General features: G+C 70.7%; 13 protein-coding genes and 1 other RNA gene. 6 read left to right on the forward strand and 8 right to left on the reverse strand.

The genetic code is table 11. From position 1 onward, the window contains the following. Positions 1–7: 7 nt before the first annotated feature. Complete coding sequence (locus tag C468_RS12935) at positions 8–514, reverse strand: GNAT family N-acetyltransferase (RefSeq protein WP_008849348.1); 507 nt, start codon at positions 512–514, stop codon at positions 8–10. Between the two features lie 167 nt (positions 515–681). Further along, a complete protein-coding gene (ileS, locus tag C468_RS12940; RefSeq protein WP_008849349.1) occupies positions 682–3,834 on the reverse strand; it encodes an isoleucine--tRNA ligase in 3,153 nt (1,050 codons plus the stop codon). 157 nt (positions 3,835–3,991) lie between these two features. On the opposite strand from ileS, the gene C468_RS12945 reads away from it, so the two are divergent. Further along, positions 3,992–5,017 (forward strand): aldo/keto reductase, encoded by a 1,026-nt coding sequence (locus tag C468_RS12945; protein ID WP_008849350.1) that lies wholly within the window; start codon positions 3,992–3,994, stop codon positions 5,015–5,017. Positions 5,018–5,072: 55 nt separating this feature from the next. Here C468_RS12945 and C468_RS12950 read toward each other — a convergent pair whose 3' ends face one another. Next, on the reverse strand, positions 5,073–5,531 hold the full coding sequence (locus tag C468_RS12950; protein WP_008849351.1) for a hypothetical protein: 459 nt from the start codon (positions 5,529–5,531) through the stop codon (positions 5,073–5,075). 121 nt (positions 5,532–5,652) lie between these two features. Here C468_RS12950 and C468_RS12955 point away from each other — a divergent pair, with 121 nt between their 5' ends. Continuing rightward, the gene (locus C468_RS12955) at positions 5,653–6,066 is read left to right on the forward strand and encodes a DUF7548 family protein (RefSeq protein WP_008849352.1); all 414 of its coding nucleotides are present in this window, start codon (positions 5,653–5,655) and stop codon (positions 6,064–6,066) included. 91 nt (positions 6,067–6,157) lie between these two features. Then, positions 6,158–6,469: signal recognition particle sRNA (gene ffs / locus C468_RS17600), an RNA gene on the forward strand. Between the two features lie 57 nt (positions 6,470–6,526). On the opposite strand, the gene C468_RS12960 is transcribed toward ffs, so the two are convergent. Next, the gene (locus tag C468_RS12960; protein ID WP_008849353.1) at positions 6,527–7,984 is read right to left on the reverse strand and encodes an ATP-binding cassette domain-containing protein; all 1,458 of its coding nucleotides are present in this window, start codon (positions 7,982–7,984) and stop codon (positions 6,527–6,529) included. Beyond that, complete coding sequence (gene btuC, locus C468_RS12965; protein ID WP_049912219.1) at positions 7,981–9,123, reverse strand: vitamin B12 ABC transporter permease BtuC; 1,143 nt, start codon at positions 9,121–9,123, stop codon at positions 7,981–7,983. The genes C468_RS12960 and btuC overlap by 4 nt, the downstream gene beginning before the upstream one ends. A 62-nt stretch (positions 9,124–9,185) precedes the next feature. On the opposite strand from btuC, the gene C468_RS12970 reads away from it, so the two are divergent. Then, positions 9,186–10,421 (forward strand): PGF-CTERM-anchored ABC transporter substrate-binding protein, encoded by a 1,236-nt coding sequence (locus C468_RS12970; RefSeq protein ID WP_008849355.1) that lies wholly within the window; start codon positions 9,186–9,188, stop codon positions 10,419–10,421. Positions 10,422–10,521: 100 nt separating this feature from the next. Here the strand turns inward: C468_RS12970 and C468_RS12975 are convergent, their stop codons facing one another. From C468_RS12975 to ligA, 3 genes are all read right to left on the reverse strand, one after another. Next, positions 10,522–11,256 (reverse strand): MBL fold metallo-hydrolase, encoded by a 735-nt coding sequence (locus tag C468_RS12975; RefSeq protein ID WP_008849356.1) that lies wholly within the window; start codon positions 11,254–11,256, stop codon positions 10,522–10,524. A gap of 35 nt (positions 11,257–11,291) precedes the next feature. Further along, positions 11,292–12,143, reverse strand: coding sequence for a hypothetical protein (locus C468_RS12980; RefSeq protein ID WP_008849357.1), 852 nt, complete (start codon positions 12,141–12,143; stop codon positions 11,292–11,294). 99 nt (positions 12,144–12,242) lie between these two features. Beyond that, positions 12,243–14,057 (reverse strand): ATP-dependent DNA ligase LigA, encoded by a 1,815-nt coding sequence (gene ligA / locus C468_RS12985; protein ID WP_008849358.1) that lies wholly within the window; start codon positions 14,055–14,057, stop codon positions 12,243–12,245. 135 nt (positions 14,058–14,192) lie between these two features. Between ligA and C468_RS12990 the strand changes: the two genes are divergently transcribed. Further along, complete coding sequence (locus C468_RS12990) at positions 14,193–15,752, forward strand: hypothetical protein (RefSeq protein WP_008849359.1); 1,560 nt, start codon at positions 14,193–14,195, stop codon at positions 15,750–15,752. A gap of 383 nt (positions 15,753–16,135) precedes the next feature. Continuing rightward, the gene (locus C468_RS12995) at positions 16,136–17,323 is read left to right on the forward strand and encodes a LeuA family protein (RefSeq protein ID WP_449272021.1); all 1,188 of its coding nucleotides are present in this window, start codon (positions 16,136–16,138) and stop codon (positions 17,321–17,323) included. Positions 17,324–17,712: the final 389 nt, after the last annotated feature.

Below are 17,712 nucleotides of genomic sequence, written 5' to 3' on the forward strand. Positions count from 1 at the left end.
GCGCTCGTCACCGGAGCGCGTCGACGTCGGCGACGACGAGCGACTCGTCGCCGGCCGGGCCGCGACGGGTGCCTCGGTGGGCGAACCCGTGCGCGCTGAAGAACTCGGTGGCGCCGGGGCTGTCCGTGGGAACGCTCGCGCGAAGCGTCTCGACGCCGCTGTCGCTCACCGACGACGCGACGCGGGAGAGCAGCTCGGCCGCGACGCCCTCGCCCGCGTGGGTCGGGTGGACCCACAGCGCGAGGAGTTCGGCCTCCCGGCCGTCCCCCCCTGCGTCCCCCGGTCCGTCGGTCGCCTCCGTCGGGTCCGGATGGGCGATGGCGACGCCTACCGGCCCGTTGTCGTCCTCCATCAGGAACGACCACTCGGCCTCCGCGGCGGCCTCGCGGACGCCCGCGGCGGACACGTCGAGAAGGGGGGCTCCAATGTCGTCGAAGACGGTCGCCTCGCGGGCCCGCGAGACTGCCGTCCGCAGCGCTTCCGCATCGTCGGGCCGGGCCGCCCGGACATGCATGTACGACCGTGAGTAAAGAAGTCACCTATAGGTTTCGGGATGGCAACGTTTCGCACGACAGCGGCGAGAACACGTAGCCCGATCAGTTATCGGTCGGATCGGCGGACGGTGATCGTGTGATCCTGCGCGTAGCGTGCTATCGGTCGCGTGAACCGCTGTTCAAGTCGTCACGCGACCGGTTCGATACCGATCGTGACCGTGACGTCTTCGACCTCCCACTCCTCGACGAGTCCGCCCTCGCCGTCTGCGGCGTCGCGCGGGTCGTCAAGCCACGCGTCGGCGCGCACCTCGCCGGCGATCAGGTCGGTGTGCTCGTCGACGAACCCGGTGACCCGGTCGTCGTCGACCGCGACGCCCACGCGGATCCGGGCCTCCACGTCCAGGTCGAGCTCCTTGCGCATCTCCTGAACTCGGCGGATCACGTCGCGAGCGTACCCCTCGGACTCGATCTCGGGCGTCAGTGAGGTGTCGACGTAGACGGCGCCGCCGTCGAAGTCGGCGCCGGAGACGTGTTCCGGCGGCTCCGCGACGTACTCGACCATCTCGTCGCCGAGTTCGACCGGCTCGCCGTCGACGGTCACCTCGCCGCCCTCGACCGCGGCGCGGGTCGCGCCCTGCACCGCGTTCATCACTTTCTGTGCGTCCGCGCCGAAGGCCGGACCGATCGCGCCCATCTGCGGCTCGGCGGTCTCGACCAGTTCGTCGAACGCGTCGGTGACGGTCACCGCGCGGGCGTTGACGCGCTCGCCGATCAGGTCGGCGAGGCGCTCGACAGCGGCGGTCACCTCGTCGTCGTCGCTCTCGACGATCACGCGCGGCACGGGCCAGCGGAGCTTGCGGCCGGCCTGCTGGCGGGCGTTCGCCGCGGCCTCCTCCACGTCGCGGAGGACGGCCACGTCGCGCTCCAGCTCGGAGTCCCGAAGGTCCTCGTCCAGCTCGGGGTAGTCGAGCTGGTGCACGGTGGTGGCCTCGCCGTCGAGGGTCTGGTACATGCGCTCGGTCAGGTACGGCGCGATCGGCGCGAGCAGTCGGATTACCTCGTCGAGAACGGTTGCCAGGGTCGCGTAGGCGCCGCGCTTCGAGGCGGAGTCGGCTTCTTCCCACATGCGGTCGCGGACCGCCTTCACGTAGAACCGCGAGACGTCCTGCGTGACGAACTCGATCACCGGGTTGACGGCGTCGCTGACGCGGTAGTCGGCCCACGCCTCCTCGACCTCGGCCTCCACGGACTGGAGCCGGGAGAGCACCCACTCGTCGACGAGTTCGAGCTCGCCGTCGTCGAGGGAGGCGTCGGCGGGGTCGTAGCCGTCGAGCTCCATGTACTCCAGCGGGAAGCGGAACACGTTCCAGAGGATGTTGAGCTTCCCCTGGATCTCTCCGAGCCCGTCCCACTCGAACGCGAGGTCGACCCCCTGCTGGTCGTGGCTCAGCAGGTAGGTGCGGAGGGGGTCGCGGCCGGCGCGCTCGATAGCCTCCTCCGGGGTGACGATGTTGCCGACGGACTTGGACATCTTGCGACCGTCCTCGTCGTTGGCGAACCCGTGCATCAGCACCTCTTCGTATGGGATCTCGCCGACTGCGGCGGTTCCCATCCCGAGCTGGGACCAGAACCAGCCGCGGGTCTGGTCGTGCGCTTCGACGATGAAGTCGGCGGGCCACAGCTCGTCGTGGGCGGTCTCGTCGCTCGGGTACCCGAGCGTGCCCCAGCTGGCGACCGAGGAGTCGAGCCACACGTCGAACACGTCCTCGACGCGGCGGTAGGTGGTCCCATCCTCGACGATACTCAGGCCGTCGACGGAGGGGCGGTGGAGGTCGATCGACTCGGGGTCGATGTACTCCTCGACGCGCTCGGCGAGCTCCTCGCGCGTGCCGATGACGATCATGTCCTCGTCGAGGTTCCCGGCCTCGGCGTCCTCCGGCACCCAGATCGGGATCGGCACGCCCCAGTAGCGCTGCCGGGAGACGTTCCAGTCGGGCGCGTCCTCGATGAAGTCGCGGAACCGGTTGTCTCGGGCCCACTGCGGGTGCCACTCCGAGTCCTCCATGTTCTCGAGGAGCTCGTCTTTCACGTCCGTGATCGAGATGAACCACTGGTCGGTGACCAGCTGGATGATCCCGGTGTCACAGCGCCAGCAGTGGCCGTAGCTGTGGTCCACGGTGCCGTGCGCGAGCATGTGGTCGTCGGCGACCAGGTCGTCGACGATGTCGTCGTTGGCGTCGCGCACGAACTGGCCGGCGTACTCCCCAGCGGCCTCGGTGAACTCGCCGTTGGGACCGACGGGACAGTAGATGTCGAGTCCGAGCTCTGTGCCGCGGTGGAAGTCCTCTTCCCCGTGGCCCGGCGCGGAGTGAACGAGGCCGGTGCGGTCGGCCTCGACGTAGTCGGCGGCGTACACCTGCCCGGCGCCCTCGAAGTCCGGGTACTCGGCGACGCGGTCGGCGAGCGGGTGGTCGTACGCCCAGCCGACGAGGTCGGCGCCCGTCAGCTCGGCCTCGACCTCGTACTCCTCGTAGCGCCCCTCGCCGAGCACGTCCTCGACGCACTCCTCGGCGACGTAGATGAGCTCGCTCTCGCCGCCCTTCTCGGCGCGGACCGCGTTGTAGGTGAGGTCCTCGTCGACGGCGACGAAGGTGTTCGCGGGGATCGTCCACGGCGTCGTCGTCCAGATGACGAGGCTTCCCTCGCGGTCCGCGAGCGGGAACTTGACGTAGGTGGAAGGGTCCTCGACGTCCTCGTACTCGACCTCGTTGTTGGCGAGCCCGGTCTCACACCGCGGGCACTGCGAGATCGATCGTTTCCCCTGTTCGACGAGCCCGTTCTCGGCGACCTCGGAGAACGCCCACCACGCGGCCTCCATGTACTCGGGGTCGATCGTCTCGTAGGGGTCCTCCCAGTCCATCCACACGCCGATGGACTTGAAGTCCTCGTCCATCGCCGCCCGGTTTTCCAGGGCGAACTCCTTGCACTTCTGGATGAACGGCTCCATCCCGTACTCCTCGATGTCCCGCTTGTTCTCGAAGCCGAGCTCCTCCTCGACTTTCACCTCGATCGGGAGCCCGTGCATGTCGTATCCCGGGCGGTCGGTGACGCGGTGGCCGGTCATCCGTTTGTGGCGGATGATCGCGTCCTTCAGCGTCTTGTTCCACGCCGTGCCGAGGTGCATCTGCCCGGAGGTGTACGGCGGGCCGTCCACGAAGAAGAAGGGCGGGTCGTCGGCGTGCGCCTCCTTCGCCGCCTCGTAGGCGCCGGTGTCGTCCCAGTATTCGTCGACCCCGGACTCGACGTCCGCGGGCGTATACTGGTCGTCGATATCGTCCATACGGATCGGTCTTGACGCGGATATTTGAATACGACGGAGTTACGCGTCTGTGTGGCACGGATTGGCGAGGCGGTGATTCCCCCGACCGGTCAGCCGATCGACCGCGCCGACCGCCGCTGCCGCCACGCTTTATAAACCGCGGCCGAGACCCGCCCGTATGGACTACCGACGGCTCGGCAACACGGGACTCACCGTCTCGGAGCTCTGCTTCGGGACGTGGCGCTTCGGGCGGGAAACGAACGGCGTCGTCGAGACGGGCCGCGAGGAGGCGCACGATCTCCTCGACGCGGCGGCCGACCACGGGGTCAACTTCATCGACACCGCCAACGTGTACGGGACGCCGAACGGGACGAGCGAGGAGTACATCGGCGAGTGGCTCGCGGACCGCGACCGCGAGGACTACGTGATCGCCTCGAAGGTGTACTTCCCGTTCGACGGGCGCGGCGAGCCCGGTCCCAACGACTCGGGGCTCGGCCGCAAGCACATCCGAGCGCAGGTCGAGGGGACGCTCGACCGGCTCGACACCGACTACCTCGACGTCTACTACATCCACCGCTGGGACGAGGAGACGCCGATCGAGGAGACGATGCGCGTCCTCGACGAGCTGGTCTCGGAGGGGAAGGTACACTACCTCGGCGCGTCGACGATGGCGGCGTGGCAGCTGACGAAGGCGCTGTGGACCGCCGACGCGAACGACTACACCCGGTTCGACGTGGTCCAGCCGCTCCACCACGCCGGCTACTACGAGGACGTCGAGGGGTACCTCGACGTGTGTGCCGATCAGGACCTCGCCGTCTGCCCGTACTCCCCGCTGGCCGGCGGGTTCCTCACGGGCAAGTACGAGCGCGCCGACCCGGACGACCCCGAGCAGGTGATCGCGCCGGACGGCTCGCGGGCCAGCTTCGACGACCGGTTCGAGCGCTTCTACCTCTCCGAGCGCGGCTGGAAGGTGCTGGACGCGGTCCGCGAGGTCGCCGACGAGCTCGACGCGACGCCGGCACAGACCGCGCTCGCGTGGCTCACCGAGTGGGACGAGTTCACTTGCGTCCCCATCGTGGGCGCGCGCACGACGGACCAGCTCGCCGAGAACGTCGCCGCGACCGACCTCGAGATGTCCGACGCGCAGTGGGACCGCATCATGGACGCGCGGTACGACCCGGACGGGAACCTCTGGGGGCACTGAGTGGTCGAGGAACGCACCGGGCGGTCCCACCGCGGTGCGTCGCGGGCGTCCCGCGCTACGTCTCGAAGTCCGGTAGGTCGTCGGGCGCCTCGAACTCGGCCTCCCAATCGATGTACTCCTCCTTCAGCGTCTCGCAGACGATCTGTCCGAGCTCCGTGAGCCCCGCGTTAATAGCGGAGACGGTGCCCCACGAGTCGAGCTCCGGGTGGAGGTCGCGCTCCTTCCAGTCTTCGGGGAGTCCGGGGGCGTGATAGCCGACGCGGTCGGCGAAGTCGTCCCAGAAGAAGTCGAACCGGGAGACCAACTCCAGGTCGAGCGCGATCCGCCAGTCCGCCTCGTCCATGTCGCTGCCCGCGGCCCACTCCGCGAACGCCTCCTCCCAGGCGCCCTCGCGCAGGAACGCCTCCAGCTCGTCGCGGCGGTACTCGCCGCCGGCGACCTCCGCGTCCTCGTACTCGTTCGGGTCCACGGCGGCGAGTTCTGGCGGCTCCGGCGGATCGACGTCGAGTGTCATGGATCCCGTTCCGCGCCGGCGACTCAAAACGGTACGGGAGCGCGCTGGTCCTCAGCGACGCCTCCCTCGCGCCTCGCCTCGATCCGGTCCTTTTACCGCCGTCCCTCACCGAGCCTCGCACATGGAGTTCCGCGACATCTCCCGTCGGGTGGGGATCGCCGCCGGCGTCGTCACCGTCCTCGCGCTCGCCGCGCCGTACGCGGTCCTGTCGGGGGGAGCGTACGCGTCACAGCTCGCCGACTACTACGCCTCGGGGATCGTCGGCGCGGCCGGAATCGCCCTCTTCGCGCTGCTCAGCGTCGTCGTCATCGCCTCCGTCGAGCGCGGGAACCTCGACCCCGGAACGCTCGCCGGCGCCGCGGTCGTCCTCGGCGTCGCGACGACCCTGAGCGCGGTGACGTGGGCGCTGGGGATCGAGCCCAGCCCGATGTTCCGCGACAACCTCTGGCTGGTGTGGCACGCCCGCGTCGTCGTCGCGCTCTCCGTCCCGATACCGGTGGCCGCCGCGGCGTACGCCCGCGGGCTGTTGGCATAGCGTCGCTCCCCGTCGCTTCCCGTCGGTGAACCCCGAACGCGTGCCGATGTCTTCCGAACGAAAGGCCCTTAAGTTGGTGACGTGTATCCTGAAGTGGACTAGGTCGGGCGGTTAGGCCCCGCTCGTCACCCGTGAGGTAGTCTTTAGCGGGGACCGAACAGCGGGTGCGTCCGGTCTGACCGGCGCGGGCCCCGAGAGCCAACGTGGAAGCCTCGTCCGCCGGGGACAGCGGTCCGCGACGCCCGCTCGCAGGAGCGGTCCGTCGCGGTTCGTCGGCGACACCGGGTCAGGCGCGGAAGCGAGCAGCCCATCGCCGAACGCCCGTCGCTCGTCGGGTCGCGGGGTGGAGAAGGCAACCGGGATACCCCGCGCCGGAACGCCGGGCTATCCCGCCTGTCCGCCATTCATACTCGTTTTCACCGCCGCTAGCGACGGGTACCGTCTCGGCGGAGTTTTCCGGTCAGTCTCGTCGATCGGGCAGGTCGATGTCGCCGGCCTCGCCGACCTGATCGCCTTCACCGGCCAGATCGCCCTCGCCGGTCAAGTCACCCCCGCTCCCCCCGTGCACCGCGCCGAGCAGCTCGTCCTCGTCGACCCCGCGGTCGGCGTCGCCGCTAATACGGACGATCCGGTCGCTGGCCGCCAGTACCGCCGCGTTCGCCTCGCTTTCGCTCGCCGACTCCGCCTCGGCTTCCCCGGTTTCCCCGGTTTTCCCGACCGCGACCGTCACCTCGGCTTCCCGCGCGAGGGCGGTCGCCTCGTCCCGTCGCTCGGGCGGGACCGCCGCGAAGGGGGGCGCCGTCACGGCGGGAGCGTCCGCGTCGACCGCGACACCGGCGGCCGCGTCGCCCTCGGGGACCACGCCGACGGAAACGGCGTGGTCCGCCGCGGACAGCCGCGCGACGACCCGCGCCGCCGGTCGCCCCGTCCCGACGACGTGGACGCGGCGCGAGCCGAGCGAGCCTCTCGGCCCCTCACCGTCGGCCTCGTCGAACGCGGTGACCGTCGGCGACCCCGTCGCCGGGTTCTCGCCGACGAACGTCTCGGCGCCGAACGCGTCCCGGAGCGTCTCTGCCGTCAACACCGCCTCGGGCGGGCCGGCGGCTCGGACGCCGCCGTTGGCGAGGACGACGATCTCGTCGCAGTACCGCGCGGCCACGTCGAGGTCGTGGATGGCTGCGAGCGCGGCGCGCCCGTCGTCGACGAGGCGCCTGACGAGTTCGAGGGTCCGGACCGCGTGGTTCACGTCGAGGCTCGCCGTCGGCTCGTCGAGCAGCAGCGACGGGGTCTCCTGCGCCAGCGCCCGCGCCAGCAGGACGCGCTGGCGCTCGCCGCCGGAGACCTCGGTGATCGCCCGGTCGGCGAAGCGAGCGACGTCCGCCGCGTCCATCGCCTCGCGGACCGCGCGCTCGTCGTCGGGACCGTGACCGTCGAACCGGCCGAGGTGCGGCGTCCGGCCCATCTCGACGATCTGTCGCACCCGGAAGTCGAACGCGAGGTTCGTCCCCTGCGGGACGCTGGCGACCCGTCGCCCGGCCTCGCGCGGGGACAGCGATTCCGCGGGGTCGCCGTCGAGCCGGACCTCGCCGGCGTCGGGTGAGAGCGTCCCCTTGATCGCCCGGAGGACGGTCGTCTTCCCCGCGCCGTTCGGCCCGACGAGCCCCACGAGCGACCCGCGTTCGACTCGGAGGTCGACGCCCGAGACAACGGGGACGTCGCCGAAGGAGACGGACAGGTCGCTGACCTCGATCGGCGGTGTGTCGCCGGCCGGGTCGACGGCGGAGGCCGCCGAGTCGTCGGCTGTGTCGGGCGCCGAGTCGTCGGCTGTGTCGGGCGCCGAGTCGTCGGCAGTGCCGGGCGCCGGGTCGTCGCCCGTGAAGCGTTCCGAGCCGCTGACGGTCGGAGATTCGGCGGTCACAGCTCGTGCACCTCCCGAGTCATGAGCAGGTAGATGAAGAACGGTGCGCCCACCGCCGCGGTAACGATCCCGACCGGCAGCTCGGTGCTCCCGGCGCGGGCGATCGTGTCGGCGGCGACGAGGAATGACCCGCCCGCGAGCGCGGCGCTCGGGAGCAGGACGCGGTGGTCCGGACCGACGACCAGTCGGAGCATGTGCGGAACGATCAGGCCGACGAAGCCGATGACGCCGGCGAAGGCGACGCCCGCGGCCGTGATCAGCGCGGCGGCGCCGAGCAGGATCCGCTTGGTGCGCTCGACCGCGATGCCGAGGCCGCGCGCCTCCTCCTCGCCGAGCAGCATGACGTTGAGATCGCGAGCGTACACCAACAGAACCCCGAACAGCGGCGGCACGACGACCGCGGTGACCGCGACGTCGCTCCACGCGGCGCCGGAGAGGTGGCCCATCAGCCACGCGACGATCCGGCGGAGCGACTCGCCGGCCTGCAGCTGGAGGTACGAGATGACCGCGCCGAGGAACGTCTGAACGGCCACGCCGGCGAGGAGCAGGGTCGCGACCGGGGTCCGCCCGTGCCGCGTCGCGATGGCGTACACGCCGAAGGCGGCGACGAGGGCCCCGACGAACGCGAAGAGGCTCACGCCGGCGCCGTGCGAGAGGGCCAGGTCGACCGCGCCGACGACCGGGAGCGTCAGGGTCGCCGACAGCGCGACGGGGAAGACGATGAACGCGACCGCGCCGACCGCCGCGCCCGAAGAGACCCCGATGATCGACGGGTCCGCCATCGGATTCCGGAAGAACCCCTGCATCACCGTGCCGGCGGCCGCGAGCGCGAACCCCACGAGCGCGGCCATGAGGATCCGCGGGAGCCGGACGCCGACGACGATCTGCTCGTGCACCCCGTTGACGGGAAACGCGAACGGGGACCGATACGCGAGGTCGACGCTCGGGAGCATCAGGGGCCCGACCCACTGCGGGGTCGTCTCGACGCCGGCCGGGACGACGACCGCGTTCAACACTGCTTTCACCACCTCAATCGGCGGAATTCGAACGGGCCCGATCGCGGCGCTCGCGACCACCACGGCGACAAGCGCCGCCGCCAACGCGGCGGACCAGCCCGCGGATCGACCCCAAGCACTCATTCGTTCTCCAACAAAACTTGTAGTAGGTAAATACTTATTGGACGAGCGCCGTCGTCGATGCGATGCGAGACAGGTACGTCATCGCGATGGCCCTGCTCGTGACGACCGCCCTCGTGGGCGGCGTCGCGGGTCCGGCCGCGGGTGTACAGCCGACGACGGAGTCGCCGACGGTCCAGTCGCCGACGGTCCAGTCGCCGACGATCGAGGGCCCGACCGACGGGTCGGACGTCCGCCAGACGGACGACGCGTGCGAGTTCCCCGTCGAACTGACCGACGCCACAGGGACGACGGTCACCCTCGACGAGCGTCCCGAACGGATCACGACGACGAACCCGTCGGCGGCGCAGACGCTCTGGGAGATCGGCGCGCGCGACCGCGTCGTCGGCGTGACGCAGTACGCCGCCTACCTCGACGGGGCCGACGAGCGGGCGAACGTCTCGGCCGAGGGGTTCGGCGTCAGCGTCGAGCGCGTCGTCGACACCGAGCCGGACCTCGTGCTCGTCCCGAACGCGTCCTCCGCGAGCGTGGCCGAGAACCTCCGCGCGCAGAACCTCACGGTGTACCACTTCGACGCGGCGACGTCGGTCGAGGACATCGCTGAGAAGACGGAGACGACCGGGCGGCTCGTCGGGAACTGCGAGGGCGCCGCCGAGACGAACGCGGAGATGAACGAGGCGGTCGCGGACGCCGAGAGCCGGACCGCCGACCTCGACCGCCCGAACGCGCTGTACCCGCTCGGCGACGGCTACGTCGCAGCGAACAACACCTTCATCGACTCGATCATGGAGATCGGCGGCGTGAACAACGTCGCGGCCTCGGAGGGCGACGGCTACCCGCAGCTCTCGAGCGAGGTCATTCTCCAGACCGACCCCGAGCTCATCCTCGTCACCGACCCGGAGGCGCGGATCCTCGAGGAGGAGCCGTACGCCAGCACGACCGCGGGCACCGAGGGGAACTACGCCGTGATGAACGTGAACTACCTCAACCAGCCCGCCCCGCGCAGCGTGATCGAGTCGACGGAGACGCTGTCGACCGCGGTCGAAGAGCTGCAGACGGACGGCGAGGAGACGACGGACGGCTATGACGGGACGAGCGACGGTGATGACGGGACGAGCGACGGTGATGACGGGACGAGCGACGGTGATGACGGGACGAGCGACGGTGATGACGGCACAACGGACGGCGAAGATGGGACGACGGACAGTGACAACGGATCGGAGAGCCAAGCGCCCGGCTTCGGCGTCGTGGCCGCCCTGATCGCGGCGCTCGCGGCGACACTGATCGCGCGGCGGCCCTAGACCCGCCTCGACGCTCTTCCCGCGCCGAAGCGGGAGGCTTTCGCTCGAATTTTTCGCACCCTCAGACGAGCGGCGATCGCCGTGGGGCCGCCTCGGAGCGCTACTGGTTCGCCGAGCGCGCGTCGAGCGCGACCGGGATCGAGCGCGCGGCCACGTCGCCCGCGAACGCCTCGCCGTCCGCCTCCAGCTGTTCGAAGGTGTCGTAGTGGATCGGGACGACGAGCTCCGGGTCCATCGCCTCCGCCAGCTCCGCGCTCGCGTGGCGGTCGGAGACGATCCCCCCGCCGCCGATGTTCGCGAGGAAGACCGAGACGTCGAGCTCCGCGAACCCGTCGAGCGCGTCGGAGTCGCCGGGCCAGAAGACGGTGCGGTCGCCGAGCCCGAGGAGGAACCCGCAGCCGAGTCCCCGCGGGTGCGTCACCGAGCCGTCCGGCCCGGCGTTCGGCCCCTCGGGGTCGTTGTACGCGGCGACCGACCAGACGGTGACCTCGCCGGCCGAGGTCGACACGTCGACGCGGGCCTCGTCGTCCACGCGGATCACGTCGTAGTCGTCGGCGAGCGACGCGATCGACTCCACGTCGCGGTCGATCCCCGCGGGGTCGACCGCCTCGTAGATCACGAGCGTCGCGTCCTCGCGCGCGACCGACCGGATTCCGTCGGGGTCGTAGTGGTGGTCGTGGGTGACGACGACGAGGTCGCCGTCGCGCGCCCAGTAGTCGTCGAGGACGCCGTATCGCCCCGGATCCGTGTAGGCTACCGGGCCGTCCTCCGGCTCCAGTCGCGCCGTCGCGTAGCCGAGCCACTCCACAGTGAAGTCGTCGTACCGAACGGTCATGGGTCCCGATCCGGGGGCGGGCGTCTTGAGGGTGGCTATGCGGCGTCGACCGGGTCGACCCGGAGCAGGTCCCACGCGTCGCCGAGGTCGGACCGGGCGGTGTCGCCGCCGTCGCGATCGGGTCCGAACGCCGGGCCGAGGACGTGTTCCGGAACGATGGGCATCGGAATCGGCACGTAGCCCGCCGCCCGCATCGGCGCGAAGCCGCTAGCGCTCTCGGTGACCGCGCCGTCGTCGCCGCGCCGCACCCGGAACCGCTTGTCGTCGGCGTGTCGGCTGTAGGCGTACGGGAACGCCTCGGTGGGGGGCTCCCGGAGGCTCTCGACGCCCGCGAGGACCGCGACGACCCGCCCGTCGACCTCGCAGACCAGCCGGGGAACGGCCGGCCGACCCGCCTCGTCGACGCCGCCGGTGTCGACGCCCGGGCCGGAGGGGACCGGTCCGGCCGGTGTGTCGGTCTCGCGCCACGCGAACGTCGGCTCGCCGAGCCCGTCGAACCGGACGCAGGCATATCCGCCGCCGGCGACGGGGATCCGGTCCGGACCCGCGTGGAACGTCCGTCGACCGCCGCGCTCGGCGACGAGCAGCGGCGGGTCGGTGAGCAGCGAGCGGACCGTCTTTGCGGTCGCCTCGTCGTCGACCACGAAACAGGCGCGACGGTCGCGGTCTATGGCGTGAGCGAGCCGCGAGGCGATCACTGTCGCGGTCGCGTCGTCCGGGGCGAGCGGCTCGACCGCGAACGGCGGATCGCCGTCTCGTCGGGTCGCCACCGCCGGCGGCTCAGCCCTCGTCCCCGGACACTCGACCTCGTACCCGTCCTCGACGAGCCGGGCCGCGGCCGCGTCCGTCAGCCGCCGTCGCGCCGCGTCCCCGAGCGGGCCTAGCATGAGCGTCACTAGGGGCCCGACGGTGAAGCCCGTTTCGCGCGCGGAGCCGCGCTCGGCCGACGCGGTCTGCCCCGGCTGGCTCTCGACGCTCCGGCGGGGCTACTCCGCGTCGCCGTCGCCGGCGAGCCGGGCGACGCGCTCCAGCGAGTCGGCGCCGTCGACCGACTTGTCCTCGCGCACACCGACGAAGCGGGGGAATCGGAGGGCGTAGCCGGACGAGTAGGTCGGCGAGGTCTGGATCTCCTCGTAGCCGACCTCGAGGACGACCTCGGGGCGAATTCCGATCTCGGTCCCGTCCTCGCTCACCACGTGGGGCTCGAGCCGCTCGGTGAGGTCGGCCAGCGCCTCGTCGGTGAGTCCGGTCGCAACCTTCCCGATGGTCGCGAACTCGCCGTCTCCCGCCCGCACGGCGAGCAGGAACGTCCCGAACAGCTCCGCGCGGCGCCCCTCGCCCCACTCCGCGCCGACCACGACGGCGTCGAGGGTCTCCACGTCGGGCTTGCGCTTGAGCCAGTCCCGCCCGCGGTCGCCGGGGGTGTACGCCGACTCGGGGTTCTTCAGCATGACGCCCTCGTGCCCCGCGTCGAGCGCGGCCGCCTCCGCCGCCTCGATCGCCGCCGGGTCGTCCGCGAACTCGACGCCTGCGGCCGCGTCGGGGAGGGCCTCGACGAGGCGGTCGTGGCGGGCGCGGAGCGGCTCGTCGAGCAAGTCCCTACCGTCCGCGTGGAGGCAATCGAACGCGTGGAGCCGGAGCCCGACCTCCTCGCGCATCCGGTCCACGTCGTGTTTGCGCCGGAAGCGCCGCAACACCTCCTGAAACGGGAGCGGACCGCCGTCGTCGTCGACCGCGACGACCTCGGCGTCGAGGATGACCGGGTCGGAGATGCGCGCCTCGACGTACTCGGCGACCTCCGGGAGCGCGTCGGTCACGTCGTCCATGTTCCGGGAGTAGATCCGCGGGCCGAGCTTGTCTCTTTCCTCGCCGCCGGACTCGGGCACGTAGTGGACCTGCACCCGCGCCCCGTCGAACTTCGTCTCGACGGCGACCTCGCCGAACGCCTCGACCGCGTCGGTCGCCGATCCGGCCTGCGCGAGCATCGCCTGGACCGGACGACCCACCTCCAGCTCCTCACCGCGCAGGCCGCCGAGGCCCTCGTCGCGGGCGAGGACCGCGACGCGCCCGTAGTCGTTGGTCACCTGCAGCGCGCGTTCGACGACCCCGACCGCTTCGTCGCCTGCGCGGAGCGTCGGGCCGTCGGCGTCGCTATCGGGGGTGGCATCGCACTCCTCGTCGCCGCCGGCCTCACCGTCGCCGTCGGCCGCGAGAAAGGCCTCCGCGATCGCGTCGCGCACGGCGCCCTCGCCGACGCCGAGTCGCATCTCGCCGAGGACGAGGCGGGCGAGCAGCTTCGCCTCGGCGGCCTCGCACCGATTGAACAGCCCGAACAGCGCGTCTCGCTTGCGGGACTCGCTGCCGTCGCCGGCGGCGGCGGCCAGCTCGCGCAGCTCCGCGTCGACCGCGGCGACGGTGAGCCGATCGCGCCCCTCGCCGAAGGCGGCGAGCCCGCGCTGGCCGCCGAACTCGAACCCGGCGGCGACCGCGCCGATCTCCCCCTCCTCGGCGAGCCGCTCCTCCACGTCGGCGGCGGTCACGTTCGGCCCGGCGGCGCGGGCGATCGCCTCGCGACACAGGGCCGGTCCCACGTCGAGCGTCCGGGTGTCGTGCGCCGGGAAGACGCGGCCGAGCAGGAACCGAGCTACCGTCGCGAGCTCGTCGCTGTCGTCGCTGTCGTCGTCGGTTTCGCTGGCTCCCTCGGCGGCCGCGAGCAGGTCCGCGACGAGCCGAGTCGTCTCGATGTCGCCGGGCTCGGCCGCCAGTCGCTCCGCGCGCTCGGCGAACGCTGCGAACTCCATGCGCGCAGTCGGCCGTCGCTCGGCAAAAGCGCCCCGATACGGGTCGATATCGGCGCGGACGCGCCGCGTGCCGACCGCTCCCACGCCGCCGATCGGGCGTAGGCCTTTTTACCGGCCGGGGTCGTCGACCGTTCCATGAGCACCGAGTCCGCCCTCGCCGACGGGGTCCGCGAGGCACTCGCGGTCGACCCCGAGGAGTTCGACGCCCGCACCGAGGAGGAGGCGGAGGTCGTCAAGCAGGCGCTCCGCGACGGCGCCTTCGACAACCACCAGTCGATCGTCGGCTTCGAGTACGAGTTCTACGCGGTCGCCGACGGGCGCTGGAGCGAGGAGTCCCGGGCCGGCGAGTACGCCCTGATGCGAGTCCCCCGTCGCCTGCTGGAGCTGATGGGGTTCGAGAAGGAGCTCGGGCTCCACAACGCCGAGATGTCGACGAGTCCCCAGCCGCTCTCTGACCACGGCCTCCGGGCGCAGCTCGCGGAGGTCCGGGCGCGGTTGGAGGCCGCGGAGAACACCGCCGGCGTCGAGGGGATGCGGCTCGTCTCGGACGCCCTCTGGACCATCCCGCCCGCGGGCGAGACGGCGCGCGAGTACCTCACCGACAGCGTCGAGGTCGACGGGATCACCGTCGCCGTCAACATGAGCGACGCGGTCCGGTACCACGCGATGGCGAACACGGGCGAGGACCGCCAGCGCGGGACCGTCGTCGAGGCGCCGGGGGTGTCGCTCGAGGCGGACACGGTGATGCCCGAGAGCCTCATCACGTCGATACAGCCCCACTACCAGGTCGGGCAGGCAGAGACCCTTCCGGAGCACTTCCGGTACGCGCTTCGGATCGCCGGCCCCCTGCTCGCGCTCGGGGTCAACTCCCCCTTCTTCCCGCCGGAGCTGTACGACGACGACTGGGACGGCGAGCGCGTCCTCGCGGAGGGCGCGACGGAGAACCGGATCCACGTGTTCGAGTCCGTTCTCAACGCGCGGACCGAGAAGGGCAAAGTCCGGTTCCCGCGGGAGTTCCACGACGTCGAGACCGCGGTCGACCGGATCGCGGGCGACGAGACGCTCATCCCGATGCCCGAGCCCGACGGCACCGACCGGTTCGACGACGAGTTCGCGACGTTCCGGACGAAACACGGCAGCTACTGGCGGTGGGTCCGCCCCGTCTTCGAGGGCGCGAGCCGGTCGAGCGCCAACGCCCGGATCGAGTTCCGCCCCATTCCCGGCCAGCCCACCGTCCGCGACTCCATCGCCTTTCAGGGGGCGTTCGCCGGGCTGATGCAGGCGCTCCCGCAGCGCGAGCACCCCGTCATCGGACTCGACTGGGAGACCGCCCGAGACAACTTCTACGCCGCGGTCGCCGACGGGCTCGACGCCGACATCGAGTGGGTCGGACTCGACGGCGAGCGGACGACCGACACCGAGGCGCTGTACACCGACCTCCTCGACCACGCGGAGGCGGGGCTGCGGACGGCGGGCTGTCCCGACGAGGAGGCCGCGGCGTGGCTCGCCCCGCTCCGCTGGCGGGTGGCGAACCGGACGACGCCGGCGAGTTGGAAGCGGGACCGCGTCCGGGAGCGCCTCGACGCCGGCGACGACTTCGAGACTGCGGTCCACGACACCCAGCGCGAGTACATCGACCGGCAGTCCGAGACGCTGATCGAGGGCGGCTTCTCCGCGTGGACGAACGACGACTGAGGCGCAGTCCGAGATAGAGCCGGTCGGATCGCCCGCGTCGACTCGCGCCTTCGATCGCATGCGGATCCCGCGCCGACCGGCGTTCTTCGATCGCATGCAGACCCCGCGGCGACCGCGCGCCGCCCTCGAGCGGAACGAAACGAACGTCGATCAGCCTTATTAATCGGGTTCCGAAACCACATCACTCGATCGTCTGGGTTTGTGTATAATGTGTTTAAGGTAATATCATCCCGTTGGTGTCGTGCGGTTTTCGCACTCTTCGTTCGATCGGTGAGGTCCACTCGGCGGGTCGTTTTTGTGATCGGCACAAGTGTTAAGTTCTCGACCGTGCTTTCGACAGTCGATGACAGACATCACGGAGGCTTCGTCGGACACCCCGGCGGATCGAGTTCTTCCAGGGCACGATAGCTTCTAACATCGATATCGGTCCTGTCCGGATCTTCGACACGACGTTACGAGACGGTGAACAGTCACCGCGCACGTCGTTCAGCTACGACGAGAAACGCCGCATAGCGGCGACGCTGGACGACATGAACACCCACGTCATCGAGGCGGGGTTCCCGGTGAACTCGGACGCGGAGTTCGAGGCGGTAAGCGACATCGCCGCCGCGACGGACACCACCGTCTGCGGACTGGCCCGGGTCGTCGAGGGCGACATCGACGCCGCCATCGACTCCGGGGTCGAGATGGTCCACGTGTTCGTCTCCACCAGCGACGTACAGCTGGAGGACTCGATGCACGCGACCCGGCAGGAGGCGAAACAGCGCGCCGTCGACGCCGTCGAGCAGGTGAAAGACGCCGGCGTCGAGTGCATGTTCTCGCCGATGGACGCGACGCGGACCGACCCCGACTACCTGCGGGAGATCGTCGAGGCGGTCAGCGACGCGGGCACCGACTGGATCAACATCCCGGACACGTGCGGCGTGGCGATGCCGACCAGCTTCGGGAAGACGGTGAAGGCCGTCGTCGAGGCCACCGACGCTCGCGTCGACGTCCACACCCACGACGACTTCGGCATGGCCGCGGCGAACGCGGTCACCGGCTTCGAAAACGGGGCAGAGCAGGCGCAGGTGTCGGTCAACGGGATCGGCGAGCGCGCCGGCAACGCCGCCTACGAGGAGGTCGTGATGGCGGTCGAATCGGTGTACGGCGTCGACACCGGCATCGACACGACCCAGATCACCAAGCTGGCCCGGATCGTCGAGGAGGCCTCGGACATCCCGGTGCCGGCGAACAAGCCCGTCACCGGGCGGAACGCGTTCGCCCACGAGTCGGGCATCCACGCGGCCGGCGTCATCGAGAACGCCGACACGTTCGAGACCGGCGTGATGACCCCGGAGATGGTCGGGGCCGAACGCGAGTTCGTCCTCGGCAAACACACGGGCACCCACAGCGTGCGCAAGCACCTGGTGGAGGCCGGCTTCGACCCGACGGACAGCGAGGTCCGGCGCATCACTAAGCGCGTCAAGGAGTACGGCTCCGGCAAGCGCCAGGTGACCGCCGGCGACGTCGAGCGGTTCGCCGAGGAGGCGGACATCGACCGCGAGGACGAGGAGGAGGTCAGGATCTGATGGCCGCCTCCCTGGACGGGGAGCCCGCCGAGCGACCGCCGTCTGACGCGGCGCCGCGGGGGGTCTCGACCCGATCTGCCGCCCGGAATCGGGTCGCCGGTTCCGCTCCCCGACAGGGATTTATACCCCGGTCGCGTTGGTCGAGCCGAGATGCGACGGCACACCGCGGTCCCGACGACAGCCGACGTCGCCGGAGCCGTCGCGCCGATTATTGTAGGGGTATAACCCCCTACACCACCCCTTCCTCACCGACGCCACGCATCGACGAACGCCCGCGGGCGAGCCGTTTCTCGCCCGGCGACCCGGCGTTCGGACCGACCGACTCTCACACCCGCGAGATGCACCACCGAACACCACCACGACAATGAGCGACACAGCAGCACAGCCAC

Origin of the sequence: Halorubrum kocurii JCM 14978, from assembly GCF_000337355.1 — an archaeon.
Lineage (GTDB): Archaea > Halobacteriota > Halobacteria > Halobacteriales > Haloferacaceae > Halorubrum > Halorubrum kocurii.

Excerpts from the sequence above, each read along its gene's own strand:
- C468_RS12935 (WP_008849348.1), bottom strand. The coding sequence starts at position 514 with ATGCATGTCCGGGCGGCCCGGCCCGACGATGCGGAAGCGCTGCGGACG.
- ileS (WP_008849349.1), bottom strand. The coding sequence starts at position 3,834 with ATGGACGATATCGACGACCAGTATACGCCCGCGGACGTCGAGTCCGGG.
- C468_RS12945 (WP_008849350.1), top strand. The coding sequence starts at position 3,992 with ATGGACTACCGACGGCTCGGCAACACGGGACTCACCGTCTCGGAGCTC.
- C468_RS12950 (WP_008849351.1), bottom strand. The coding sequence starts at position 5,531 with ATGACACTCGACGTCGATCCGCCGGAGCCGCCAGAACTCGCCGCCGTG.
- C468_RS12955 (WP_008849352.1), top strand. The coding sequence starts at position 5,653 with ATGGAGTTCCGCGACATCTCCCGTCGGGTGGGGATCGCCGCCGGCGTC.
- btuC (WP_049912219.1), bottom strand. The coding sequence starts at position 9,123 with ATGAGTGCTTGGGGTCGATCCGCGGGCTGGTCCGCCGCGTTGGCGGCG.
- C468_RS12970 (WP_008849355.1), top strand. The coding sequence starts at position 9,186 with ATGCGAGACAGGTACGTCATCGCGATGGCCCTGCTCGTGACGACCGCC.
- C468_RS12975 (WP_008849356.1), bottom strand. The coding sequence starts at position 11,256 with ATGACCGTTCGGTACGACGACTTCACTGTGGAGTGGCTCGGCTACGCG.
- C468_RS12980 (WP_008849357.1), bottom strand. The coding sequence starts at position 12,143 with ATGCTAGGCCCGCTCGGGGACGCGGCGCGACGGCGGCTGACGGACGCG.
- ligA (WP_008849358.1), bottom strand. The coding sequence starts at position 14,057 with ATGGAGTTCGCAGCGTTCGCCGAGCGCGCGGAGCGACTGGCGGCCGAG.
- C468_RS12990 (WP_008849359.1), top strand. The coding sequence starts at position 14,193 with ATGAGCACCGAGTCCGCCCTCGCCGACGGGGTCCGCGAGGCACTCGCG.